This window comes from Rhizobium viscosum (assembly GCF_014873945.1).
GTDB lineage: Bacteria > Pseudomonadota > Alphaproteobacteria > Rhizobiales > Rhizobiaceae > Rhizobium > Rhizobium viscosum.
In genome coordinates, this window is record NZ_JADBEC010000002.1 from 341,190 (window position 1) to 358,823 (window position 17,634).

The window sequence follows — 17,634 nt, forward strand, 5'->3', positions numbered from 1 at the left end:
CGCGACGCTGGTGTGTGACGCTCCCGAGGAGGGTTGGCTGTGGCTGAATGTGCTGGTCATCATGTTCCTGGTGATGAACCTCACCGAAACGATCATCCTCACGCAGAATAGTATTCTCTTCGTCCTGTTTGCGACTGCCGTGGTTACGTTCGCGATCCGGTTTCCAACCGAAGCGAGAGACCTGACGTCTGGATTACGTTTGCTGCGTCGGCGTCTTGCGATGATCGTTGCGGTGATGGTGGTGCTGATGGCGGCTTCGATCGTGCTGATCTCAGGCTTGAAGCCGACCTATCACGCCGCCTCCCGGCTGATGATCCATAAGCCCCTGGCAACCGCACTCAGCACCGGCGATGCCGGCAACACTGCGCCGCTGAACGTCACGTCCGAGACCGAGCGGCTTCTGTCCAGAAGCGTGACGGAGCGCATCATCCGCGACTTGCGGCTCGACGAGCGGCCGGAGTTCAACCCGGCCCTGCGCCAGGCCTCCGTCATCGACGAGATCAGGGCAACCTTGCGCGGCCTGGTGAGCAGCGATAAGCCGTCACAGCCGGCAGAAGACAGTATCGAGCCGATCATCCAGGCCTATTACAAGGCGCTGAGTGTCTGGCGTGACGGCCAGAGCGATGTCGTCCAGATCGGCTTTACCGCCAGCGATCCCGAACTGGCAGCCGCCGTCCCGAACCGGCTCATCAGCATCTATCTCGAAGAGCGCAAGGACAGTATCCGCGGCAGCCTGGACACGGCAGAAGCATGGATCGGCCAGCGCATCGCCGAACAGCAGGATCGCGCCAGGGCCGCCCGCGATGCCGCCGACACCTATCAGCAAACGATGGGCGTCGTTCAAAATGACGATGATCAGAGCGAACAGGTCAAGGCGATCGTCGAGCTCAGCGACCGGCAGACGAAGATCGGACAAAGCCGCGCCGACATCAAGGATACGATCGCCGCACTGGAAGCAGCCCGCGACCCTTCGCTTGCCGCCCAGAGCAAATCCGTCCCCGACAGCATCGGCGTAATGCAAAGCGACCTTCGCGCCCAGCAGCAGGATCTCGCACGCCTTCTCGACATCTATGGCAACGATGCCGCCGCCGTGGTCGACCTGCGGGCAAGGATCGACAGGTCCCGCACCGATCTCGGCGCGGCGGTCGACCGGTACCTGCAGTCCATGCGCGCCAAGCTGAGCACCCTTGATGACGAGGATCGTACAGTGCGATCGGCACTGGCGTCCGCCTATGAGCAACGCTCCCGCTCATCGCTGGCGCAGACCGAGCTCGGGCGGCTGCAGCGCATTGCCGACAGGGAGCAGACGGCGCTCGACAAGCTGGAGGAGCAGCGCCGCGGTCTTGCCGGACAGGCCATGCTGCCGGGCACCGAACTGGAGGTCCTGTCACCGGCTGCGGTGCCGCTTGCGCCGCAGGGGCGCAGCCGGCTGTTCTACCTGATCGGCGCCTTCTTCGCTTCGATCTCGGTTGCGGTGACGGCCGCCTTCGTGGTCGAGATGATGGACAGGACGGTGCGCAGCTTCGACCAGATCACTGGAATGGCGCGCATCGTGCCGGCCGGCTTCGTCCCGCATTTGCGACGCAAGGACCGCAGAGATCCCTCGCGGCTGTTCGGGCAAACGCAGATCGGCATGTTCGACGAAGCCATCCGCACCGTGATGATCTCGCTCAAACAGGCCAATGGCGGCAAGCTGCCGAACAGCATTGCCGTGACCTCGGCCCATAGCGGCGAAGGCAAGTCGCTGGTGGCCGGATCGCTGGCAATCGAGCTCGCCGCCAACGGAACGCCGGTGCTGCTCGTCGACAGCGACATCCGGCGCGGACATCTCGACACGCTGTTCCGGTCCGGCCTCAAACAGGGGCTGAATGAGTTCCTGAGCGGGCAGGCTGGCCTCGAGGACGTCGTCCATCACCATCCGAGCGGCATCGACTTCATCCCGGCCGGCAATCCCCGCCTGCAGCGGCGTATGCGCATGACCGACGTCGCCGAGATCATCGAGATGGCCCGCGCCAGAGGCCAGATCGTCATCTTCGACAGTGCGCCGGTGCTCGCCTCGGCCGATACGATGCATCTGACGGCGCTGACGGAACGAACGCTGATGGTCGTGCAATGGGCAAAGACCAGCCGCAGAGCCGCAGAGTTCTGCCTGCACCAGCTCAGAAGCGCCCGCAATGCCGATATCGTCGTCGCCATCAACAATGTCAAACCCAAACGGCACGCAAAATATAACTTCCGTGACTCCGAATTATACGCAAGGTCATTGATGACCTATCAGAACTTCGAGACGTCGCCGATCGCGGCATGGTTCACCTTGCGTTGGCTGCACCCGTATCTGGGGATGCAAAAATGAGAGCTGGACGTTTCGATCACCCGCATCACAGGCAAGGCCGGAACCGCGCTTTCAAGTCGCGAGATAGAGCCGCCGTATTCGACAAGGCATGCGCCCACCGGAGGCTGCAGAGCCCTCGTCCCTTGCCGCATTAGCTTCTCAAAAACAGCCTTAATATTCGAGTTGGAGAGCGATCATGGATACCGGAATGAGACATAACAGGAAAGTTGCACTGATTACCGGCGTAACAGGTCAGGACGGTGCATATCTGGCCGAGTTGCTCCTGGATAAGGGCTATATTGTTCACGGCATCAAGCGGCGCTCGTCGTCCTTCAATACCAATCGCATCGAGCACCTCTACGAGGATCCCCACGTCGAGAACCCGCGCTTCATCCTGCATTACGGGGATATGACCGACGCAACAAATCTCATCCGGGTTGTCCAGGAAACGCAACCTGACGAGATCTACAATCTCGCCGCACAAAGCCACGTGCAGGTTTCTTTCGAGACGCCGGAATATACCGCCAACGCAGATGGAACCGGCACATTGCGGCTGCTTGAAGCCATTCGCCTTCTGGGCCTGACCAAGAAGACCCGTTTCTATCAGGCCTCCACCTCTGAGCTTTACGGCAAGGTCCAGGCCGTCCCGCAGAATGAAACGACGCCATTCTACCCTCGATCCCCCTACGCGGCCGCCAAGCTCTACGCCTACTGGATCGTCGTCAACTATCGCGAAGCCTATGGCATGCATGCTTCGAACGGCATCCTGTTCAACCACGAAAGCCCGATCCGTGGTGAGACTTTCGTGACGCGCAAGATTACCCGGGCGGCGGCTGCCATCCATCTCGGCCTGCAGGACCGGCTCTACCTTGGCAATCTGGATGCCAAGCGCGACTGGGGACATGCGCGGGAATATGTCCGCGGCATGTGGCTGATGTTGCAGCAGGACGAACCGGAAGATTATGTCCTGGCAACCGGTGAAATGCACACCGTTCGCTCCTTTGTCGAGAAGGCCTTCGCCAGAGTGGGCATGCCGATCGATTGGCGTGGGGAAGGTGTCGAGGAAAAAGGATATGACAAGTTATCCGGCCGGTGCGTGGTTGAGGTCGACCCGGCCTATTTCCGGCCCACCGAAGTCGACCTGTTGCTTGGCGATCCAACGAAAGCGCATACGAAACTCGGCTGGAAACACGAAATCAGTCTCGATCAACTGGTCTCGGAAATGGTCCGCGAGGATCTGAAAGTCATGGCCCGCAATGTTCCGACGGTCGGCGCGAACAAGGGCCTGATCCATGCCTGAAATCATCTACAGCCTCGCCGGGAAAAGGGTCTATGTCGCGGGCCACCGCGGCATGGTAGGCTCTGCGATTGTGCGGCGTCTCCTTGCCGAGAACTGCGAGATCCTGACGGTTCCGCACGCTGAGGTCGATCTGAGGCGGCAGGATCAGGTGGAGGGATGGATGGCAAAGAACCGTCCCGATGCCGTCTTCCTGGCGGCTGCGAAGGTCGGCGGTATCCTCGCCAATGATACCTATCCGGCCGACTTCCTCTATGACAACCTGATCCTCGAGGCGAACATCATCCACGCCGCGCATAAAGTTCGCGTCGAAAAACTGATGTTTCTGGGTTCGTCCTGCATCTACCCGAAGTTCGCCGAGCAGCCGATCGTCGAAGACGCGCTTCTCACCGGATCGCTCGAACCGACGAATGAATGGTATGCGATCGCCAAAATTGCCGGACTGAAGCTTTGCGCCGCATACCGAAAACAGCATGGGAAGGATTTCATCTCTGCCATGCCTACCAATCTCTATGGACCGGGCGATAATTTCGACCTCAATTCAAGCCACGTCATGCCGGCTCTGATCCGCAAGGCGCATGAGGCCAAGATCAACGGTGAGAAGGAAATCCGCATCTGGGGCACAGGAGCGCCGCTGCGTGAGTTCCTGCATGTCGATGATTGCGCCGACGCCTGCATCCATCTCATGAAGACCTATTCCGCCGAAAGTCACGTGAATGTCGGCTCAGGCGAAGATATCAGCATCCTCGAATTGGCAGGGCTCGTGGCAGAGATCGTCGGCTTCGAAGGCGAGATCATGCGGGACCTCGCTAAACCTGACGGCACACCGCGCAAGCTCATGAGCGCCGACAAGCTCCGTGTCCTCGGCTGGTCACCGAAGATCGAACTGAAGGAAGGCATTGCAGACGCCTATCGCTCCTTCCTGAAGGGGCACTATCTCGAACGCCACAACGAGGCCGCAGAGTGATGGCAGTCTGGCTGTCGTCGCGGCAATCGCATTGTCTGACGCGCCCGACCATCACTGCATCAAGGTCGCAGGTCGTTTACGCTTTCGTTTCGCGTTGATTGCCGGAGAGGGAACCTCGGGCCGCAACGTTTCCGTTGCCCTGTCGCGGTCAACCGGACGACCAAACAGATATCCCTGCACAAAGGGGCATCCGAGGCGCCGCAGGCGTTCTGCCTGATCCTCCGTTTCCACACCTTCGGCCACGATACGGGTACCAAGGCCGATAGACATGTCGAGAAGGGCTTTGACGATGACCGCGCCAGGTCCATCCGACATCCGGTCGATGAAGGTCTTGTCAATCTTGATGATGTCGACGGGGAAATTCAGCAGATGCGTGAGCGAGGCATACCCGGTGCCGAAATCATCGAGCGCCACAAGCAGCCCTTCCCTTCGAAGCTCCTCGATCGCTTTTGCGACCTTCCCATCCTTTTCGTCCATGTAGACCGTTTCGGTCACCTCGAGCACGACATGCTTGAGGGGCGTGCGGTGGTGGGCGAAAACGCTTTTGATCCGTTCGCCGAGATTTCCCTGATTGAAATCCGCCATCGATACGTTGACGCTGACATATTGAAACGTAAGCCCGAGATCGAGCCAGTATCTGATATCGCGCGCGACCTGCTCCAGCATTCGGTCGGTCAGGAGATGCCCTATCGACGGATCTTGGAGCGCCTCGGCAAACGCGCCGGGTGAGAGGATCTGGCCGCCGTCCATACGAATGCGGCAAAGCGCCTCAAGGCCGACGATCTCCCGCGTCGGAAGGCTGACGATCGGTTGGTAATACGCCTCTATCCGATCTTCGGCCAAGGCGCTGGTCACCGTCTGCAGCGCTCGAAAGCGGTTTGCGATCGCTCCTGCAAGATCGTCGCTATAAAGCACGAAACCGCCTCTGGCCGTCTGTTTGGCGTGGTGAAGTGCAAGATTTGCATGTTGCAGAAGGGTCGGAACGTCGGGTGATCGGTTCGGTTCGAAGGTTGCGCCCCCGCAGGTGACCGAGACCCGCAGGAGATGTTCGTTGCGTTGCGGTGTCTGCTTCTCTATGGCCCGTAGAATTTCTGCGGAAACCGCTGATAATTCCGCCGCGGAACAATTTTCGATCAATATTGCGAACTCATCGGCGTCCACCCTGAAGGTGGCAGCCGGCATAGCGATTCGTGCAACGGTTCGACCAACGTCCAGGATCAACCTGTCACCCGTCGCATGTCCGAAGGCGTCGTTGACCCGGCCGAGATGATCGATATCGACGAGCAGGACAGAAAGAGGGGTGGCGGCACCATCGACGGCTGCCTCCAGCGTCTTGAGAAAATTGGCGCGGTTGCCGAAGCCGGTGAGATTGTCGAAAAAGGCGAGCCTTTGATTATCGGCTTTCACCTCCTCCCGCTCGAGCACCAGCGAGCAAAGGTCGAGGCACTCGGCGACGATCATGCGTTCTTCGGCCGTGGGGCCGCGATTATCCTTGTAATAAAACCCGAACGCTCCGAGCACGCGTCCATCGCTGCGCAGGATGGGGCTCGACCAACACGCCTTGACGCCATGTTCTTTGGCAAGGATGTCGGCAAGCGGCCGATAGGGTATCCAAAGCGGGTCTGCAAAGATATCGGTGACGGCGATCGGCCTGCGGAAATGGGCAGCCGTACCGCACGAGCCGACATCAGGCCCGATTGGTATTCCATCGAGCGCGTCCGAATAGGTTTTGGCGATCGTTGGCCCAGCCAGCGGATGCAGGAGCCCTTCGCGGTCAACGGTCACGATTGAGCAAAGGACACCGGCTGCAAGCCGTTCGGCATGCTCGCAAATGCGATCGCACGCCTCTTCGAGGGAAGCCCCTCGTGCGAGCAGATCCAAAATTTCCTGCTGAAGTTGTCCTCGCATGCCCGGCCTCGTCGTATTCCTTTCGCTCGAACGGCCTCGAACCTGTTCGGCCGGTTACGATCGAAAACTAGCAGGTACTATGTTACGGGTTCGGAAATTTATCGACTACAATTCGAAGCCTGAGGATGTATGGGACACTCCTGCCTGTTCGAGCGCAGCCGCGGCGCACGACGACGGTGAAACGAAAGACCGGGTAGGTTCGATACGTTAGCTCTGAAGAATATGCTGCCGCACCAATTCCTTCAAATGCTCCGCATCGCCGGCTTCGATCGCATCGATCATCAGATGGTGTTCCCTGCCCGATTGTTCCACACGGGCCCGCGTGCGCCATTGCGAAGCCGGCACCGATGAAGTCCGACGACGGAAGAGCATGATCTCGACCTCAAGGCAGGCCGCGTCGATATCGTCATGGCGTCCATGGCCTATCCCAGAAACCGGGCAACGAGGACATGACGACGACAGGTCCGCGCTTCCAGGGCGGCTTCCTCGGCCGCGGCAGTTCCGTTGGCTTGCGCAAGAGCGACACCGAGCAGAAGACCATGTTCAACGATGCGATTGCCGCCGCAAAAGCGGATGGCACGATCAAGACGCTGTCGGAAAAGTGGTTCGGCTTCGACGTGACGCCGAAGTGAGCTGATTTCAAAATGATACCCGGCGAGTGACGCTCGCTGGGTATCGCGAGCGATCAATATGTCACGAGGGTTCAAAAACCGACGCTGCATTTACTAGTGCTCGCGCAGGCCCAGCCAGACGGGCCAACAAGCGCACATATTCTGTGCTCGCAAAGTGCCGCGGAGATCGCTATTCGTGTGATTGCGAGGTGTCGCCATTGGCGAACCCGCATCGAAACGAAGCATGACACGATCCCAATGCGAAGGAGGGGCAGCGATGGCCAATCTTCCCGATATGACGAAGCACCGCGGCTTTCCATCCGGCATGCCGGGCAGCGGCATTCAGTTCACCATCCGCCGCGCCAACCCCAAGGGCGTGACGCCGATCAAGGCACTGCCTCGTCGTGCACGGCCCGGCACGGCGGAACACCGGGTCGATGCAGCCTTCCTGCATGCGCTTTGGCATCATTTCGGGGCGGAGCCCTTCGAGCGTGGCAATCTGGACGCCGCGCGGCTCAACCTGCTGTTCGGGCGGGAAGTGGTGGCCGTGGACAAGGATTTCGATCCGAAGTCCTATGACGCGATGCTCGTTATCAACGAGAAGGTGGCGCGTCAGAATTTCCCGGAATCGTTCGAAGATATTATGGAAGTCTGACGGGAACGTTCATCGCGCATTTCCGTCGCGGGATTAGTTTCCCGTCTCGATGTTGACTTCATATTCGGCAAGCAAACGTTGTACGGTTTCGTTTCCGGTGTAAAGACGTTTCAGTCTGGCAAGTTCGGCATCGGTCCCGGTGCAGAGCCGCTTCAGTTCTTCGTCAATCTGAGCGCGTCGTTCTGCGTAAGGCGAATCCTCGCCTCGAAAATGATCGCATCCGTCGCGACGCTCCATAAATGCTCGCACATCTGCAGGTAGTTTCAACCTATCGGATTTCCGGTCGGCAGCCAGGGATGGCCCGCAACATGCGCCGGAAAGGCTCAGAAGCAACAGGCCCGCGGTGATCCTAGGCCCGATGATCGTCATGCCAACGCCTGTTCTACAGCGATCTGCGCCATCTCAAGTGCAGCCTCTCGCGTCTTTGCGGCCGCAACGAAAAGGCCCTTGTGGCAGAACGTTGCCCCGTCGACGCCGCAAGCCAATTCTAGATCGTGGCCGGTCAGACCCGCCCAGGATGCAGGCAAATCGGCGCGCAGCTCGAAGCCCTCGTCTGCGCGGCGGATACCGGTCAGGCACCAGTCGTTTTCCCGGGGGTGAACGACGAAAAGCAGATGATCGGCCTTCGCCCTTACGATCGCCGCACGAAAAGGCATGCCCATCGGCAGTTCGAGGACGCGCCCCTCGCCTGTTTCGTTGATCGCCTTGAGAACGAGGGCTTCTGCGCGTAGCTTGGCATCTTGCGTCGCGATACCGGCCTCGACGAAGCTTCGCGCGATTGAAAGGGCGGCATGGAACGCGCGCTCATCGGCCTCGGGATCCTTGGCATCAAAAACCGGCTTCAGGGTTTCCAGCAAGGCAGGCAGCGTAAGGCCGGCCAGCTCGCCTGCAATGGAAGGATCAAGTGCACCATTGTCGGTCAGATCGACCGGCAAGACGAACTTGGCGTCGAACGAAGCATGCACCGATGAAACATGCGCTTCGGGCACTCGCAGTGCTGCAAGATATTCCGCTCCATAGTGTTTCCAGACCAGGCCGAAGGAACTGTAGGGCCGTCCGTCCTCGCGCACGGGCGCGCCACGCTGATGGTGGTCGAAAATACCTGCGGCGGGATCATACTGCCCGCCGACGTCGTAGATGATGCGATCGGTGCCTGGGGTGGTCCAATCGACATTTCGGCTGCGAATGATCCTGGCCTCAGGGAACAGCCGAGTCAGGATGACGCTCGAAAGCAGCTCGTCGGCGTGAAAACCGCCGGAATGCGTAACCAGGTATGAAGGGGTCATTGTCAGATGCGTCTCTCGGAACCGGGACTTTGTTGGCCGTCCTGATAGCCTGCGTCGATCGCCAGCTCAACAGTGCGTGCGGGAGGCGACCGCAGAATTCTTTCGATCCGGATAGCTTGGAGACTTCCTGGACGCGATGCAGCCACAATGCTGCAGTAACACCATAAACATCCGAGGACATTGTATCCCCGGTGATGCAGGCTCCGTTGCCCGATTGCCGACGCGCTTGCGATCTTCCCATCAGCGATTTGTAGCAGCCGCAGTGGAGCATTGTTTCTGCGCGTGGATCCCATGCAGATCATATCAGAACGACCCCATCTGCTGGCGGAAACGCCGCTTCACCAGGCGCTAACGCACCCTGCCGCAGTCTCCCAAGACAAGGCATCAGTTGCAAGCTGCGACGGCGGATCATCGCCAAGCAGCGCGCTCAAGCAATCATTTTCAGACAATCAGGAGCGAACCCTCGCGGTTCGGATCTATCATGAATAATCACCATTTCGCCCACCCCAACAGAAGTGCTACACCATCGAGGCAGCGCCTGCTGGATCGATACAAGCAGTACCTTCGGTTTGCCGAGCTGAAGTCTTTGGCCGGCGACCGGATCGGCGCTGAGAATGACTACCAGCATGCCGAACACTTCCTCCGCAGCGCTGCCCAACAGAAAGACGCCGACCGACTATGAACGCAACGATGACGGCCGGCCAAGACGCCGGTGCCGAAAAAGCCTGGCTCAAGATTCTCTCGAATTACCGAAAACCCAATACAGGCCGAAGCCTGTACGAACTGGCCGTGACGCTGATCCCGTTTATCCTTCTTTGGGCAGCAGCGTGGATTGCGATACACTTCGGCTATTGGCTCGGCTTAATCCTCGTCGTCCCGGCAGCCGGATTCCTGTTGCGGCTCTTCATGCTGCAACATGATTGCGGGCACGGCTCGTTCTTCGGACGGCGTCAGTGGGATGACTGGACAGGGCGCGCGATCGGCATTCTCACGCTCACACCTTACGATTATTGGCGCCGCGCGCACGCGGAACATCATGCCTCAGCCGGCAACCTGGATGAGCGGGGGGTCGGTGATATCACCACGCTGACGGTCGAGGAATATCGCGCTCTGACGGGTCGAGGAAAGCTCGCCTATCGCCTATACCGGCATCCGCTGGTCATGTTCGGCATTGGCCCTGCCTATCTTTTTCTCTTTAAGCAAAGATTGCCGTTCGGCATGATGCGCTCCGGGGTGTTGCCCTGGCTTTCGACGATGGCGACCAACGCCGGCATCGCTGCGCTGGCCGTTCTCCTCATCTGGGCCGTCGGCATCGTTCCCTTTCTGCTGATCCATCTGCCAATCGTTCTGCTTGCCGGATCGGCTGGTGTCTGGCTGTTCTATGTTCAGCACCAATTCGAAGACACCCACTGGTCCAAGCCTCCGGAATGGACGTTCCCCTATTCCGCCATGCACGGTGCCTCGCACTATGATCTGCCGCGCCCGCTGCGATGGATTACCGCCAATATCGGCATGCACCATGTCCACCATCTGTCGAGCCGAGTGCCGTTTTACAGGTTGCCGGAAGTGCTGCGTGACTATCCGGAACTGGCGAAGCTTGGGCGCATCAACATTCGTGACAGCCTCAGCTGCGTGAAGCTCATCCTCTGGGACGAAACGGCACAGCGGCTGATTTCGTTGCGTGAGGCCAAGGTGCGCGCCTAACAGCGGGTCGCGCCGCACCGCCATCGGTCAGCTCAGATTTTTAAGATAGATCGACAGCAGCTGCGTCTGCGAGGAGATGCCAAGCTTGCGGTACACGTTGCGGCGATGGACCTTCACCGTTCCCGTCGAGATGTTGAGCTTCAGGCCGATCGATTCCGACGAATGTCCCTGCAGCACCAGCTCGACGATTGCCGTTTCGCGGCCCGTGAGGTTGAGGTCGTGCCAGACGGTATCGGCGCGCAGGATGCTTTCGCTTTTGCGGCGGCTCCTGCCTCTTGCGGCAAGCTGCGTGTCGAAGCGCGGGGCGAGCCCGGCCCAATAATGTTTCACCATGCTGGCCACGAGCAGCTCGACCTTCTTCAGCGTGGCGAATTCGGCGGGTGGGAAAGCGCCGGTCTTTTCGCGCCGCATCAGCGACAGCACCACCGTGATATCGCCATCGACAGGTACGAAGAAGCCGATTTCCTCGGCAAGTCCGGTCTGGACGTAGTAGGTGCGATAATATTCGCTGGAAAAGAACCGGTCCGGCGCCAGCTCGCGCATCCGGAAGACGCCTTGCCGCCTCTCGCGAGCGGTATGGTAGAAGGGATCAAGCAGATAAGGACCGGCCTGATAGAGCGTCACGAAAACGACATGCTCTTCGCGATCGAAGGTGCTGTGGAGATCGATCGGCCGTTCTTTTCCGCGATAGGCGAAGACGACGACATAGTCGAAGCGCACGAGTGCGGCCATCATCTGGCGGAACGCATCGCCGAAGCCCGCATCCGTCATGGTTGACTTGCCGACCGTGGCATTGAAAGCGGCAAACAGCGTCTCCAGGTCGATACTCACTAGCCCTTCCCTCCGCCCTTCCCAGCCATTTCGCGCAGCCCGGATATACACCTTCCATGAAACGTTGTGCGTCCAAATACCTCTCTCGGGGTATATACCGTGCAGGAAGCTCAGGCTTACTCTTTCCTTAACGACGGTGGCAATAAGGCAGCGATAGACTGCCATTCCAAACCAACCGCAGGGAACAGACGTGGCATCCGCTTCGACGAACGATATCGAATTCCGTTCGGTCACCAAGAACTATGGCGCCGTGACCGCTGTAACGGACATCAACCTTACTGTGCCCAAGGGTGCGTTCCTGGCACTGCTCGGGCCTTCCGGCTGCGGCAAGACGACCTGCCTGCGCATGATCGGCGGTTTCGAGCAGCCGAGCGAAGGCACGGTGCTGATCGACGGGCACGAGATGAATGGCGTTCCCGCCTATCGCCGACCCGTCAACATGGTGTTCCAGCATTACGCGCTGTTTCCGCATTTCAATGTCGAGCAGAACGTTGCCTATGGGCTGAAGCAGATGCGCCCTAAGATTACGGCAAAAGAGATCGACCGGCGCGTCGCTGAGGCGCTCGAAATGGTCCGGCTCGGCGGTTTTGCCAAGCGGCGCATCCATGAAATGTCGGGTGGGCAACAGCAGCGTGTCGCGCTTGCCCGCGCCATCGTCAACCGCCCTTCCGTGTTGCTGCTCGACGAACCTCTGGCGGCACTCGACAAGAAGCTGCGGTCGGCCATGCAGATCGAGCTGCAGACCCTGCAGCGCGAACTCGGCATCACCTTCGTCCTCGTCACCCACGACCAGGAAGAGGCACTTTCGATGGCCGACGTCGTCTGCGTCATGAGTGCCGGGCGCATCCGTCAACTCGGCAGCCCGCAGGAAGTTTACGACCGCCCTGCAGATCTTTTCGTCGCCGATTTTGTCGGCAAGACGAACCGTATCGCCGCGGCAATGGAAGCCGATGGTACGACGCTCAGGCTGGCGGATGGCTCAGCGATCGCCTCCGGCAAGCAGCTTGCGTCGGGCGAAGTCATCGCTGCTTTGCGCCCCGAGGCAATCCATCTGACGCGCAAGGCTGCGCCATCAGGCACGTCGTTAAAGGGAACCGTGACGCATCGCATCTTCCTCGGCTCATCAGCGGAATATGCCGTCAACGTACCGGGGCTCGGCGATTTCCTGATCACGGCGGACCGGCGCAGCATGAACGAGAGCGATCTCGTGGAGCCTGGCGAGGAGGTTTTCCTCGGTTTCGACCCCGCCGCCATCCATGTCTTTCCAGCATCGAATGCATAAACCAAAACAAGGGAACAGCATCATGAGCAAGGATTATAAGGACAATCTTCCCATTTCTGCCGAAGGTTTTATGGACGAGTTCATGCGCCTGAAGCGCGGCTCCGTCACCCGCCGGCACTTCCTCGGCATTACCGGCCTCGGTCTTGCGACCGCCGTGCTGTCGCGTTTCCCGGGTGCGCTGTCGACATCAGCCTATGCGGCAGAAGATCTCGGCACGCAGATGTCGATCGCCACATGGCCGAACTACCATGACCCGGCAACCTTCGAGAATTTCAAGGCGGCAACCGGCGTTGCCGTCGAGGTCAACGTCTTCGGTTCGAATGAGGAAATGCTCGCCAAGCTGCAGGCTGGTGCCTCCGGCTGGTCGCTCTTCGTGCCGACCAACTACACGATCTCGACCCATCACAAGCTCGGCCTGATCGAAGAGCTCGACCTTTCGAAGATCCCGAATTTCAGCCAGGCAAGCGAAAGCCCGCGCTTCACCAAGGAAGGCCAGATTGACGGCAAGACCTATGCGGTGCCGAAGAACTGGGGCACGACCGGCTTCTCCGTCAATACGTCCAAGATCAAGACCAAGCTTTCGAGCTGGAAGGACTTTTTCGAGATCGCCCAGACGGAAGCCGACGGCCGTGCCATGGTGCATGACTACCAGCTGACGACGATCGGCAGCGCGCTTGTTTCGCTCGGCTACGACTTCAATTCGATCAAGGCTGACGAGCTTGCCAAGGCAGAAGAACTGCTGATCAAGGTCAAGCCGCATCTCTTCGCAATCAATTCCGACTACCAGCCGTCGATGCGTTCGACCGATGCATGGCTGACCATGTGCTGGACCAATGACGGCGCGCAGCTCAACCGCGATATGCCGGAGCTTGCCTATATCCTCGGTACCGACGGCGGTGAGATCTGGACCGACTATTACGCGATCCCGAAGGACGCCCCGAACAAGGCCGCCGGCTACGCGCTGCTCAACTACCTGATGGACCCGCAGAATGCGGTGAAGGAGCACATTGCCAACGGTGCGCCGACCACAGACAGCCGCGTCATCGCGCTGCTGCCGAAGGAGGTCACGTCCAACAAGATCGTCTATCCGGACGAAGCCGCACTGACGCCGCTCGAGTTCGGCGCCGCCGTGACGCTCACCGATCCGGGCCGTGCCGAACTGATGGCGCGCTTCAAGTCGGCATAAGACCATCTTGCATCCCGGCTTCCCCGCCCTGCAGCGGGGGAGCCGGTTCAGCTTCCTGATCCGGTGGATGAAGATCAAGCCATGCCCCTGCCCCACGCCACCAAACGGCGCCTGATCACCGCGGCCCTGGTCGGCCCGGCCAGTGTCTGGCTGTTCGTCTTCCTGGTGCTGCCCTTCATCGCGATCATCGTCTTTGCCTTCGGCGAACGGGCGCCGGAAGGCGGCTATCAGGCAGCTTTTACCTTCGAACAGTTCGCCAATCTCGGGGCTCGCTCGGCAGCCTTCGTCAATACACTGATCCTGGCGCCGATCGGGGCGGCAGCCTGCCTCATCGTTGCCTACCCGGTCGCCTACTACCTTGCGGTCAAGGCGAGCCCGCAGCGTCGGCTGCTGCTCGTCTCTCTTGTCGTCGTTCCCTTCTGGACCAGCCTGCTGATGCGCACCTATGCCTGGATGTATCTGCTTGGCGCGCGCGGCATTCCGCATCTGCTCGAATTCGTCGGCATCGAAAATGTCAGGCTGATCAATACGCCGGGTGCCGTGCTGCTCGGCATCGTCTACGGTTACCTGCCACTGATGATCATGCCGATCTATGTCAGCCTGGAGAAGCTGGACCGCCGACTGCTGGAAGCCTCCGCCGATCTCGGCGCAAAGCCCATCTCGACCTTCTTCGGCATCACCCTGCCCCTATCGCTGCCGGGTGTGATGACCGGCGTTGCGCTGGTGACGATCCTGCTTCTCGGCGAATATCTGATCCCGCAGCTTCTCGGCGGCGGCAAGGTGTTCTTCATCGGCAACGCGCTTGTCGATCTCTTCCTCCAATCACGCAACTGGCCTTTCGGATCGGCGATTGCCGTCACGCTGGTTGCCGTTGTCGTCATCGTGCTGCTTGTCGCCATGCGCATCGCCTGGCGCGTCGCAGGTACCCGGCAGGTGGACCTCATCTGATGCGCGCACTCGTCACCTTCGTCTACCTGTTCCTCTACACGCCGATCGCGCTCGTCGTGCTGTTCTCCTTCAATGCCGGCCGCAATGCCAGCGAGTTCACCGGCTTCTCCACGCAATGGTATGGGCGGGCGCTTTCGAACACTTTCCTGATGGAAGCGCTGCGCAACAGCCTGATCATAGCCTTTACCAGCGCTGCACTTGCAGCGATTTTCGGCACCATGGCCGCGATCGGCATGGAGCGGCTCGGTGCCCGGACGCGTGCGGTTTTCGACGGGCTCTTTGCGGCAGCAATCGTCGTGCCCGGTGTCGTCATCGGCATCGCAACGCTGGTTGCCCTCGTCGAGGTCTTCGGCTTCGTCAATCCTGTTATCGCCGCCCTCTGGCCGGGCGATCAACCGCCGAAGCTGGCACTCGGTTACGGCTCGATCATTGCCGCCCACGGGCTTTTCACCATGGCGCTGGTGACGATGATCGTGAAAGCGCGCATAGCGAGCCTCGGGCGCGATATCGTCGAGGCCTCCAGCGATCTCTATGCGACACCGTTCACCACCTTCCGGCAGATCGTGCTGCCGCAAATCATGCCGTCGATCCTGGCGGGTTTTCTGCTCGCCTTCACCTTTTCCTTCGACGATTTCATCATCGCCTTCTTCGTGGCCGGCTCGAATACGACGCTGCCGATCTATGTCTTCGCCTCCATTCGCCGCGGCGTGACGCCTGAGATCAATGCGGTCGCAACGATGGTGCTGATCGCCTCGCTTGCCCTCATTTTCATCGCGCGCTTCCTGATGCGTGAAAAGACAACGACAAACTGACCGGGGAAATACCATGATACTGAGAGATCGCGTTGCAATCGTCACCGGCGCAGGCTCGGGCATCGGTCGGGCCGGCGCACAGATCATCGCGCGCGAAGGTGCCCATGTCATCGTTGCCGACATCAATTTCGCAAATGCCGAAGAGACCGCCGGTCTCATTGCCGCGGCAGGCGGCAGTGCCGAAAGCCTGGTGATCGATGTCACCGACGACAGGGCGCTTGAAACCGGCATAACCGCTACTGCCGTACGCCATGGCCGGATCGACATTTTGCACAATCATGCGGGTGCTCAGGTCGCCGGAGATCTGGAGCAGGTCGCCGTGGAAGGCTTCGACAAGTCCTGGAGCCTGAATGTGCGGGCGCATTTCATGGCAGCGCGTTTCGTCATGCCGATCATGAAAAAAGCCGGCAAAGGCGTAATCCTGAATACGTCGTCCTCATCTGGCGTGCTCTACGATCGCGAAATGATCGCCTATACGACGACCAAACACGCTGTCATCGCCATGACCCGGCAGATGGCCGGCGACTATGCAAAATTCGGCATCCGCGTGAATGCGCTTTGTCCTGGATGGGTCGACACGCCATTCAATGAGCCGTTCATCGCGCAGATGGGCGGGCGCAGCAAAATCGAAGGCTACATCGCCGAAAAGGTGCCGCTCGGCCGCTGGGCGGATGTGTCGGAAATCGCCGAGCCGATCCTGTTCCTGGTCTCAGACCGCTCGTCCTACATGACGGGGCAGATTCTCGTCGTCGACGGCGGCGAAACCATCGTTTAGGGCGACTGGAAGGTCAGTTGCACCTTGCAGGCCAGCGAACGGTCGCCGGCAATTTCAAAGGCCGAAACAGCGTCTCCGAGCGGCATTCTGTGGCTGATGATCGGCCGCACATCGATCTTCCGCCGCGAGATCAGGTCGACGGCAACGGCAAATTCCTCATGGAAGCGCTGCGTTCCGTGGATATGCAGTTCCTTGCCGACGATGGCGTTGAGAGGCACCGGTACGTCGCCTGAGACGCCCACCTGGACGATAGTGCCGCGCGGCCGGGCCGCCGCAATCGCGCTATGGATGGCTGGGGCGGCGGCGGAACATTCGAACACGAGATCGAAATAGCCTTTTCCTGACTGGAATTCGGCAAATGACTCTGCATCCCGGACCGCGTTGATCGTGCGGCTGGCGCCCATGGCTTTCGCCCGCGCGAGCGCCGCATCGGCAAGATCCGTGACGACAATCTCTGCCGCCTCATAATGACTGACAACGGCAACCATCAGGGAGCCGATCGGTCCGGCACCCGTTACCAGGACTTTCTTGCCGGCAATGCCTGGTGCGCGCGATGCGGCATGCAGGCAGACGGATAGCGGCTCGCTGCAGGCCGCTTCCGCAGCCGTTATCGAGGCTCCAACCTCAACACATTGTTTGGCCGGCACCACCAGCCATTCCCGAAACATGCCCTGCTCATGCGGCAAGCGCATCGCACTGCCCATGAAGCGCATTTCCAGGCAGTGGATCGGCAAGCCTATGCTGCAATATTCGCAGGCACCGCAAGGCTGGCTCGGATTGACCGCGACCAGTGTGCCGGCCTTCAGGGTGACGCTCTCACCTGCCTGCTCCACGGTTCCAGCGGCCTCGTGACCAGGTATCATCGGCTCGCGAACCCTGACCGGACCGAAACCGCCATCCTGGTAATAATGCAGGTCGGAGCCGCAGATACCTGCGGCTGCCATCTTCAAAAGCACTTCGCCCGGACCGGGGGCTGCGACCGGATCAGTCTCGATCCTGAGATCGCCCTTTGCATAAAGCCGTGCCAGACGTGTCTGCAT

At 59.9% G+C, this 17,634-nt stretch carries 18 protein-coding genes and 1 pseudogene; 12 read left to right on the plus strand and 7 right to left on the minus strand.

Annotated features, from left to right (window positions below; all coding sequences use genetic code 11):
* Nucleotides 1-124: 124 nt before the first annotated feature.
* The 3 genes from H4W29_RS22535 (at nucleotide 125) to fcl (ending at nucleotide 4,596) form a co-directional block, all read left to right on the plus strand.
* On the plus strand, nucleotides 125-2,353 hold the full coding sequence (locus tag H4W29_RS22535) for a GumC family protein (protein WP_376776599.1): 2,229 nt from the start codon (nucleotides 125-127) through the stop codon (nucleotides 2,351-2,353).
* 175 nt (nucleotides 2,354-2,528) lie between these two features.
* A complete protein-coding gene (gmd, locus tag H4W29_RS22540; RefSeq protein ID WP_192731091.1) occupies nucleotides 2,529-3,632 on the plus strand; it encodes a GDP-mannose 4,6-dehydratase in 1,104 nt (367 codons plus the stop codon).
* A complete protein-coding gene (gene fcl / locus H4W29_RS22545; RefSeq protein ID WP_192731092.1) occupies nucleotides 3,625-4,596 on the plus strand; it encodes a GDP-L-fucose synthase in 972 nt (323 codons plus the stop codon). Before gmd ends, fcl begins: the two co-directional genes overlap by 8 nt.
* Nucleotides 4,597-4,647: 51 nt before the next feature.
* Here fcl and H4W29_RS22550 read toward each other — a convergent pair whose 3' ends face one another.
* Both H4W29_RS22550 and H4W29_RS22555 read right to left on the minus strand, forming a co-directional pair.
* Entirely contained in the window at nucleotides 4,648-6,504 is a 1,857-nt protein-coding gene (locus H4W29_RS22550) for a putative bifunctional diguanylate cyclase/phosphodiesterase (protein WP_192731093.1), read from the minus strand.
* A 207-nt stretch (nucleotides 6,505-6,711) separates the two neighbouring features.
* Nucleotides 6,712-6,876 (minus strand): FCD domain-containing protein, encoded by a 165-nt coding sequence (locus tag H4W29_RS22555; RefSeq protein WP_312872338.1) that lies wholly within the window; start codon nucleotides 6,874-6,876, stop codon nucleotides 6,712-6,714.
* On the opposite strand from H4W29_RS22555, the pseudogene H4W29_RS22560 reads away from it, so the two are divergent.
* Together H4W29_RS22560 and H4W29_RS22565 are read left to right on the plus strand one after the other, a co-directional pair.
* Nucleotides 6,862-7,136 (plus strand): annotated as a pseudogene (locus H4W29_RS22560) (transporter substrate-binding domain-containing protein); the annotation flags it as partial. The gene H4W29_RS22555 and the pseudogene H4W29_RS22560 overlap by 15 nt on opposite strands.
* 256 nt (nucleotides 7,137-7,392) lie before the next feature.
* Nucleotides 7,393-7,770 carry a hypothetical protein gene (locus H4W29_RS22565; protein ID WP_192731094.1) on the plus strand — a complete coding sequence of 126 codons (378 nt, stop codon included), beginning with the start codon at nucleotides 7,393-7,395 and terminating at the stop codon, nucleotides 7,768-7,770.
* Nucleotides 7,771-7,803: 33 nt separating this feature from the next.
* Here H4W29_RS22565 and H4W29_RS22570 read toward each other — a convergent pair whose 3' ends face one another.
* From H4W29_RS22570 to H4W29_RS34455, 3 genes are all read right to left on the minus strand, one after another.
* Nucleotides 7,804-8,139: a hypothetical protein gene (locus tag H4W29_RS22570; RefSeq protein ID WP_192731095.1), complete on the minus strand. Its 336-nt coding sequence runs from the start codon at nucleotides 8,137-8,139 to the stop codon at nucleotides 7,804-7,806.
* Nucleotides 8,136-9,056, minus strand: coding sequence for an MYG1 family protein (locus H4W29_RS22575; RefSeq protein ID WP_192731096.1), 921 nt, complete (start codon nucleotides 9,054-9,056; stop codon nucleotides 8,136-8,138). The genes H4W29_RS22570 and H4W29_RS22575 overlap by 4 nt, the downstream gene beginning before the upstream one ends.
* A 427-nt stretch (nucleotides 9,057-9,483) precedes the next feature.
* Nucleotides 9,484-9,684: a hypothetical protein gene (locus H4W29_RS34455; protein WP_246517419.1), complete on the minus strand. Its 201-nt coding sequence runs from the start codon at nucleotides 9,682-9,684 to the stop codon at nucleotides 9,484-9,486.
* On the opposite strand from H4W29_RS34455, the gene H4W29_RS34820 reads away from it, so the two are divergent.
* Both H4W29_RS34820 and H4W29_RS22585 read left to right on the plus strand, forming a co-directional pair.
* On the plus strand, nucleotides 9,643-9,738 hold the full coding sequence (locus H4W29_RS34820) for a DUF4167 domain-containing protein (RefSeq protein WP_376776600.1): 96 nt from the start codon (nucleotides 9,643-9,645) through the stop codon (nucleotides 9,736-9,738). The two genes, H4W29_RS34455 and H4W29_RS34820, sit on opposite strands and share 42 nt — an antisense overlap.
* Nucleotides 9,735-10,760 (plus strand): fatty acid desaturase, encoded by a 1,026-nt coding sequence (locus tag H4W29_RS22585; RefSeq protein WP_192731098.1) that lies wholly within the window; start codon nucleotides 9,735-9,737, stop codon nucleotides 10,758-10,760. The genes H4W29_RS34820 and H4W29_RS22585 overlap by 4 nt, the downstream gene beginning before the upstream one ends.
* Before the next feature lie 27 nt (nucleotides 10,761-10,787).
* Here the strand turns inward: H4W29_RS22585 and H4W29_RS22590 are convergent, their stop codons facing one another.
* A complete protein-coding gene (locus tag H4W29_RS22590; RefSeq protein ID WP_192731099.1) occupies nucleotides 10,788-11,591 on the minus strand; it encodes a helix-turn-helix transcriptional regulator in 804 nt (267 codons plus the stop codon).
* Nucleotides 11,592-11,781: 190 nt separating this feature from the next.
* Here H4W29_RS22590 and H4W29_RS22595 point away from each other — a divergent pair, with 190 nt between their 5' ends.
* The 5 genes from H4W29_RS22595 to H4W29_RS22615 all read left to right on the plus strand — a co-directional run bounded on the left by H4W29_RS22595 (nucleotide 11,782) and on the right by H4W29_RS22615 (nucleotide 16,594).
* Nucleotides 11,782-12,873, plus strand: a complete 1,092-nt coding sequence (locus H4W29_RS22595; RefSeq protein ID WP_192731100.1) for an ABC transporter ATP-binding protein — start codon at nucleotides 11,782-11,784, stop codon at nucleotides 12,871-12,873.
* 22 nt (nucleotides 12,874-12,895) lie between these two features.
* Nucleotides 12,896-14,059: a polyamine ABC transporter substrate-binding protein gene (locus tag H4W29_RS22600; protein ID WP_192731101.1), complete on the plus strand. Its 1,164-nt coding sequence runs from the start codon at nucleotides 12,896-12,898 to the stop codon at nucleotides 14,057-14,059.
* Nucleotides 14,060-14,140: 81 nt separating this feature from the next.
* Nucleotides 14,141-15,007 carry an ABC transporter permease gene (locus tag H4W29_RS22605; RefSeq protein ID WP_192731102.1) on the plus strand — a complete coding sequence of 289 codons (867 nt, stop codon included), beginning with the start codon at nucleotides 14,141-14,143 and terminating at the stop codon, nucleotides 15,005-15,007.
* The gene (locus H4W29_RS22610; protein ID WP_192731103.1) at nucleotides 15,007-15,819 is read left to right on the plus strand and encodes an ABC transporter permease; all 813 of its coding nucleotides are present in this window, start codon (nucleotides 15,007-15,009) and stop codon (nucleotides 15,817-15,819) included. The genes H4W29_RS22605 and H4W29_RS22610 overlap by 1 nt, the downstream gene beginning before the upstream one ends.
* A gap of 13 nt (nucleotides 15,820-15,832) precedes the next feature.
* Nucleotides 15,833-16,594: an SDR family NAD(P)-dependent oxidoreductase gene (locus tag H4W29_RS22615; RefSeq protein WP_192731104.1), complete on the plus strand. Its 762-nt coding sequence runs from the start codon at nucleotides 15,833-15,835 to the stop codon at nucleotides 16,592-16,594.
* Here the strand turns inward: H4W29_RS22615 and H4W29_RS22620 are convergent.
* Complete coding sequence (locus H4W29_RS22620; RefSeq protein WP_192731105.1) at nucleotides 16,591-17,634, minus strand: L-idonate 5-dehydrogenase; 1,044 nt, start codon at nucleotides 17,632-17,634, stop codon at nucleotides 16,591-16,593. The two genes, H4W29_RS22615 and H4W29_RS22620, sit on opposite strands and share 4 nt — an antisense overlap.

Excerpts from the sequence above, each read along its gene's own strand:
- H4W29_RS22605 (WP_192731102.1), top strand. The coding sequence starts at position 14,141 with ATGCCCCTGCCCCACGCCACCAAACGGCGCCTGATCACCGCGGCCCTG.
- H4W29_RS22555 (WP_312872338.1), bottom strand. The coding sequence starts at position 6,876 with ATGCTCTTCCGTCGTCGGACTTCATCGGTGCCGGCTTCGCAATGGCGC.
- H4W29_RS22550 (WP_192731093.1), bottom strand. The coding sequence starts at position 6,504 with ATGCGAGGACAACTTCAGCAGGAAATTTTGGATCTGCTCGCACGAGGG.
- gmd (WP_192731091.1), top strand. The coding sequence starts at position 2,529 with ATGGATACCGGAATGAGACATAACAGGAAAGTTGCACTGATTACCGGC.
- H4W29_RS22575 (WP_192731096.1), bottom strand. The coding sequence starts at position 9,056 with ATGACCCCTTCATACCTGGTTACGCATTCCGGCGGTTTTCACGCCGAC.
- H4W29_RS22610 (WP_192731103.1), top strand. The coding sequence starts at position 15,007 with ATGCGCGCACTCGTCACCTTCGTCTACCTGTTCCTCTACACGCCGATC.
- H4W29_RS22620 (WP_192731105.1), bottom strand. The coding sequence starts at position 17,634 with ATGCAGACACGTCTGGCACGGCTTTATGCAAAGGGCGATCTCAGGATC.
- H4W29_RS22570 (WP_192731095.1), bottom strand. The coding sequence starts at position 8,139 with ATGACGATCATCGGGCCTAGGATCACCGCGGGCCTGTTGCTTCTGAGC.
- fcl (WP_192731092.1), top strand. The coding sequence starts at position 3,625 with ATGCCTGAAATCATCTACAGCCTCGCCGGGAAAAGGGTCTATGTCGCG.
- H4W29_RS22565 (WP_192731094.1), top strand. The coding sequence starts at position 7,393 with ATGGCCAATCTTCCCGATATGACGAAGCACCGCGGCTTTCCATCCGGC.
- H4W29_RS22585 (WP_192731098.1), top strand. The coding sequence starts at position 9,735 with ATGAACGCAACGATGACGGCCGGCCAAGACGCCGGTGCCGAAAAAGCC.
- H4W29_RS22615 (WP_192731104.1), top strand. The coding sequence starts at position 15,833 with ATGATACTGAGAGATCGCGTTGCAATCGTCACCGGCGCAGGCTCGGGC.
- H4W29_RS22600 (WP_192731101.1), top strand. The coding sequence starts at position 12,896 with ATGAGCAAGGATTATAAGGACAATCTTCCCATTTCTGCCGAAGGTTTT.
- H4W29_RS34455 (WP_246517419.1), bottom strand. The coding sequence starts at position 9,684 with ATGCTGGTAGTCATTCTCAGCGCCGATCCGGTCGCCGGCCAAAGACTT.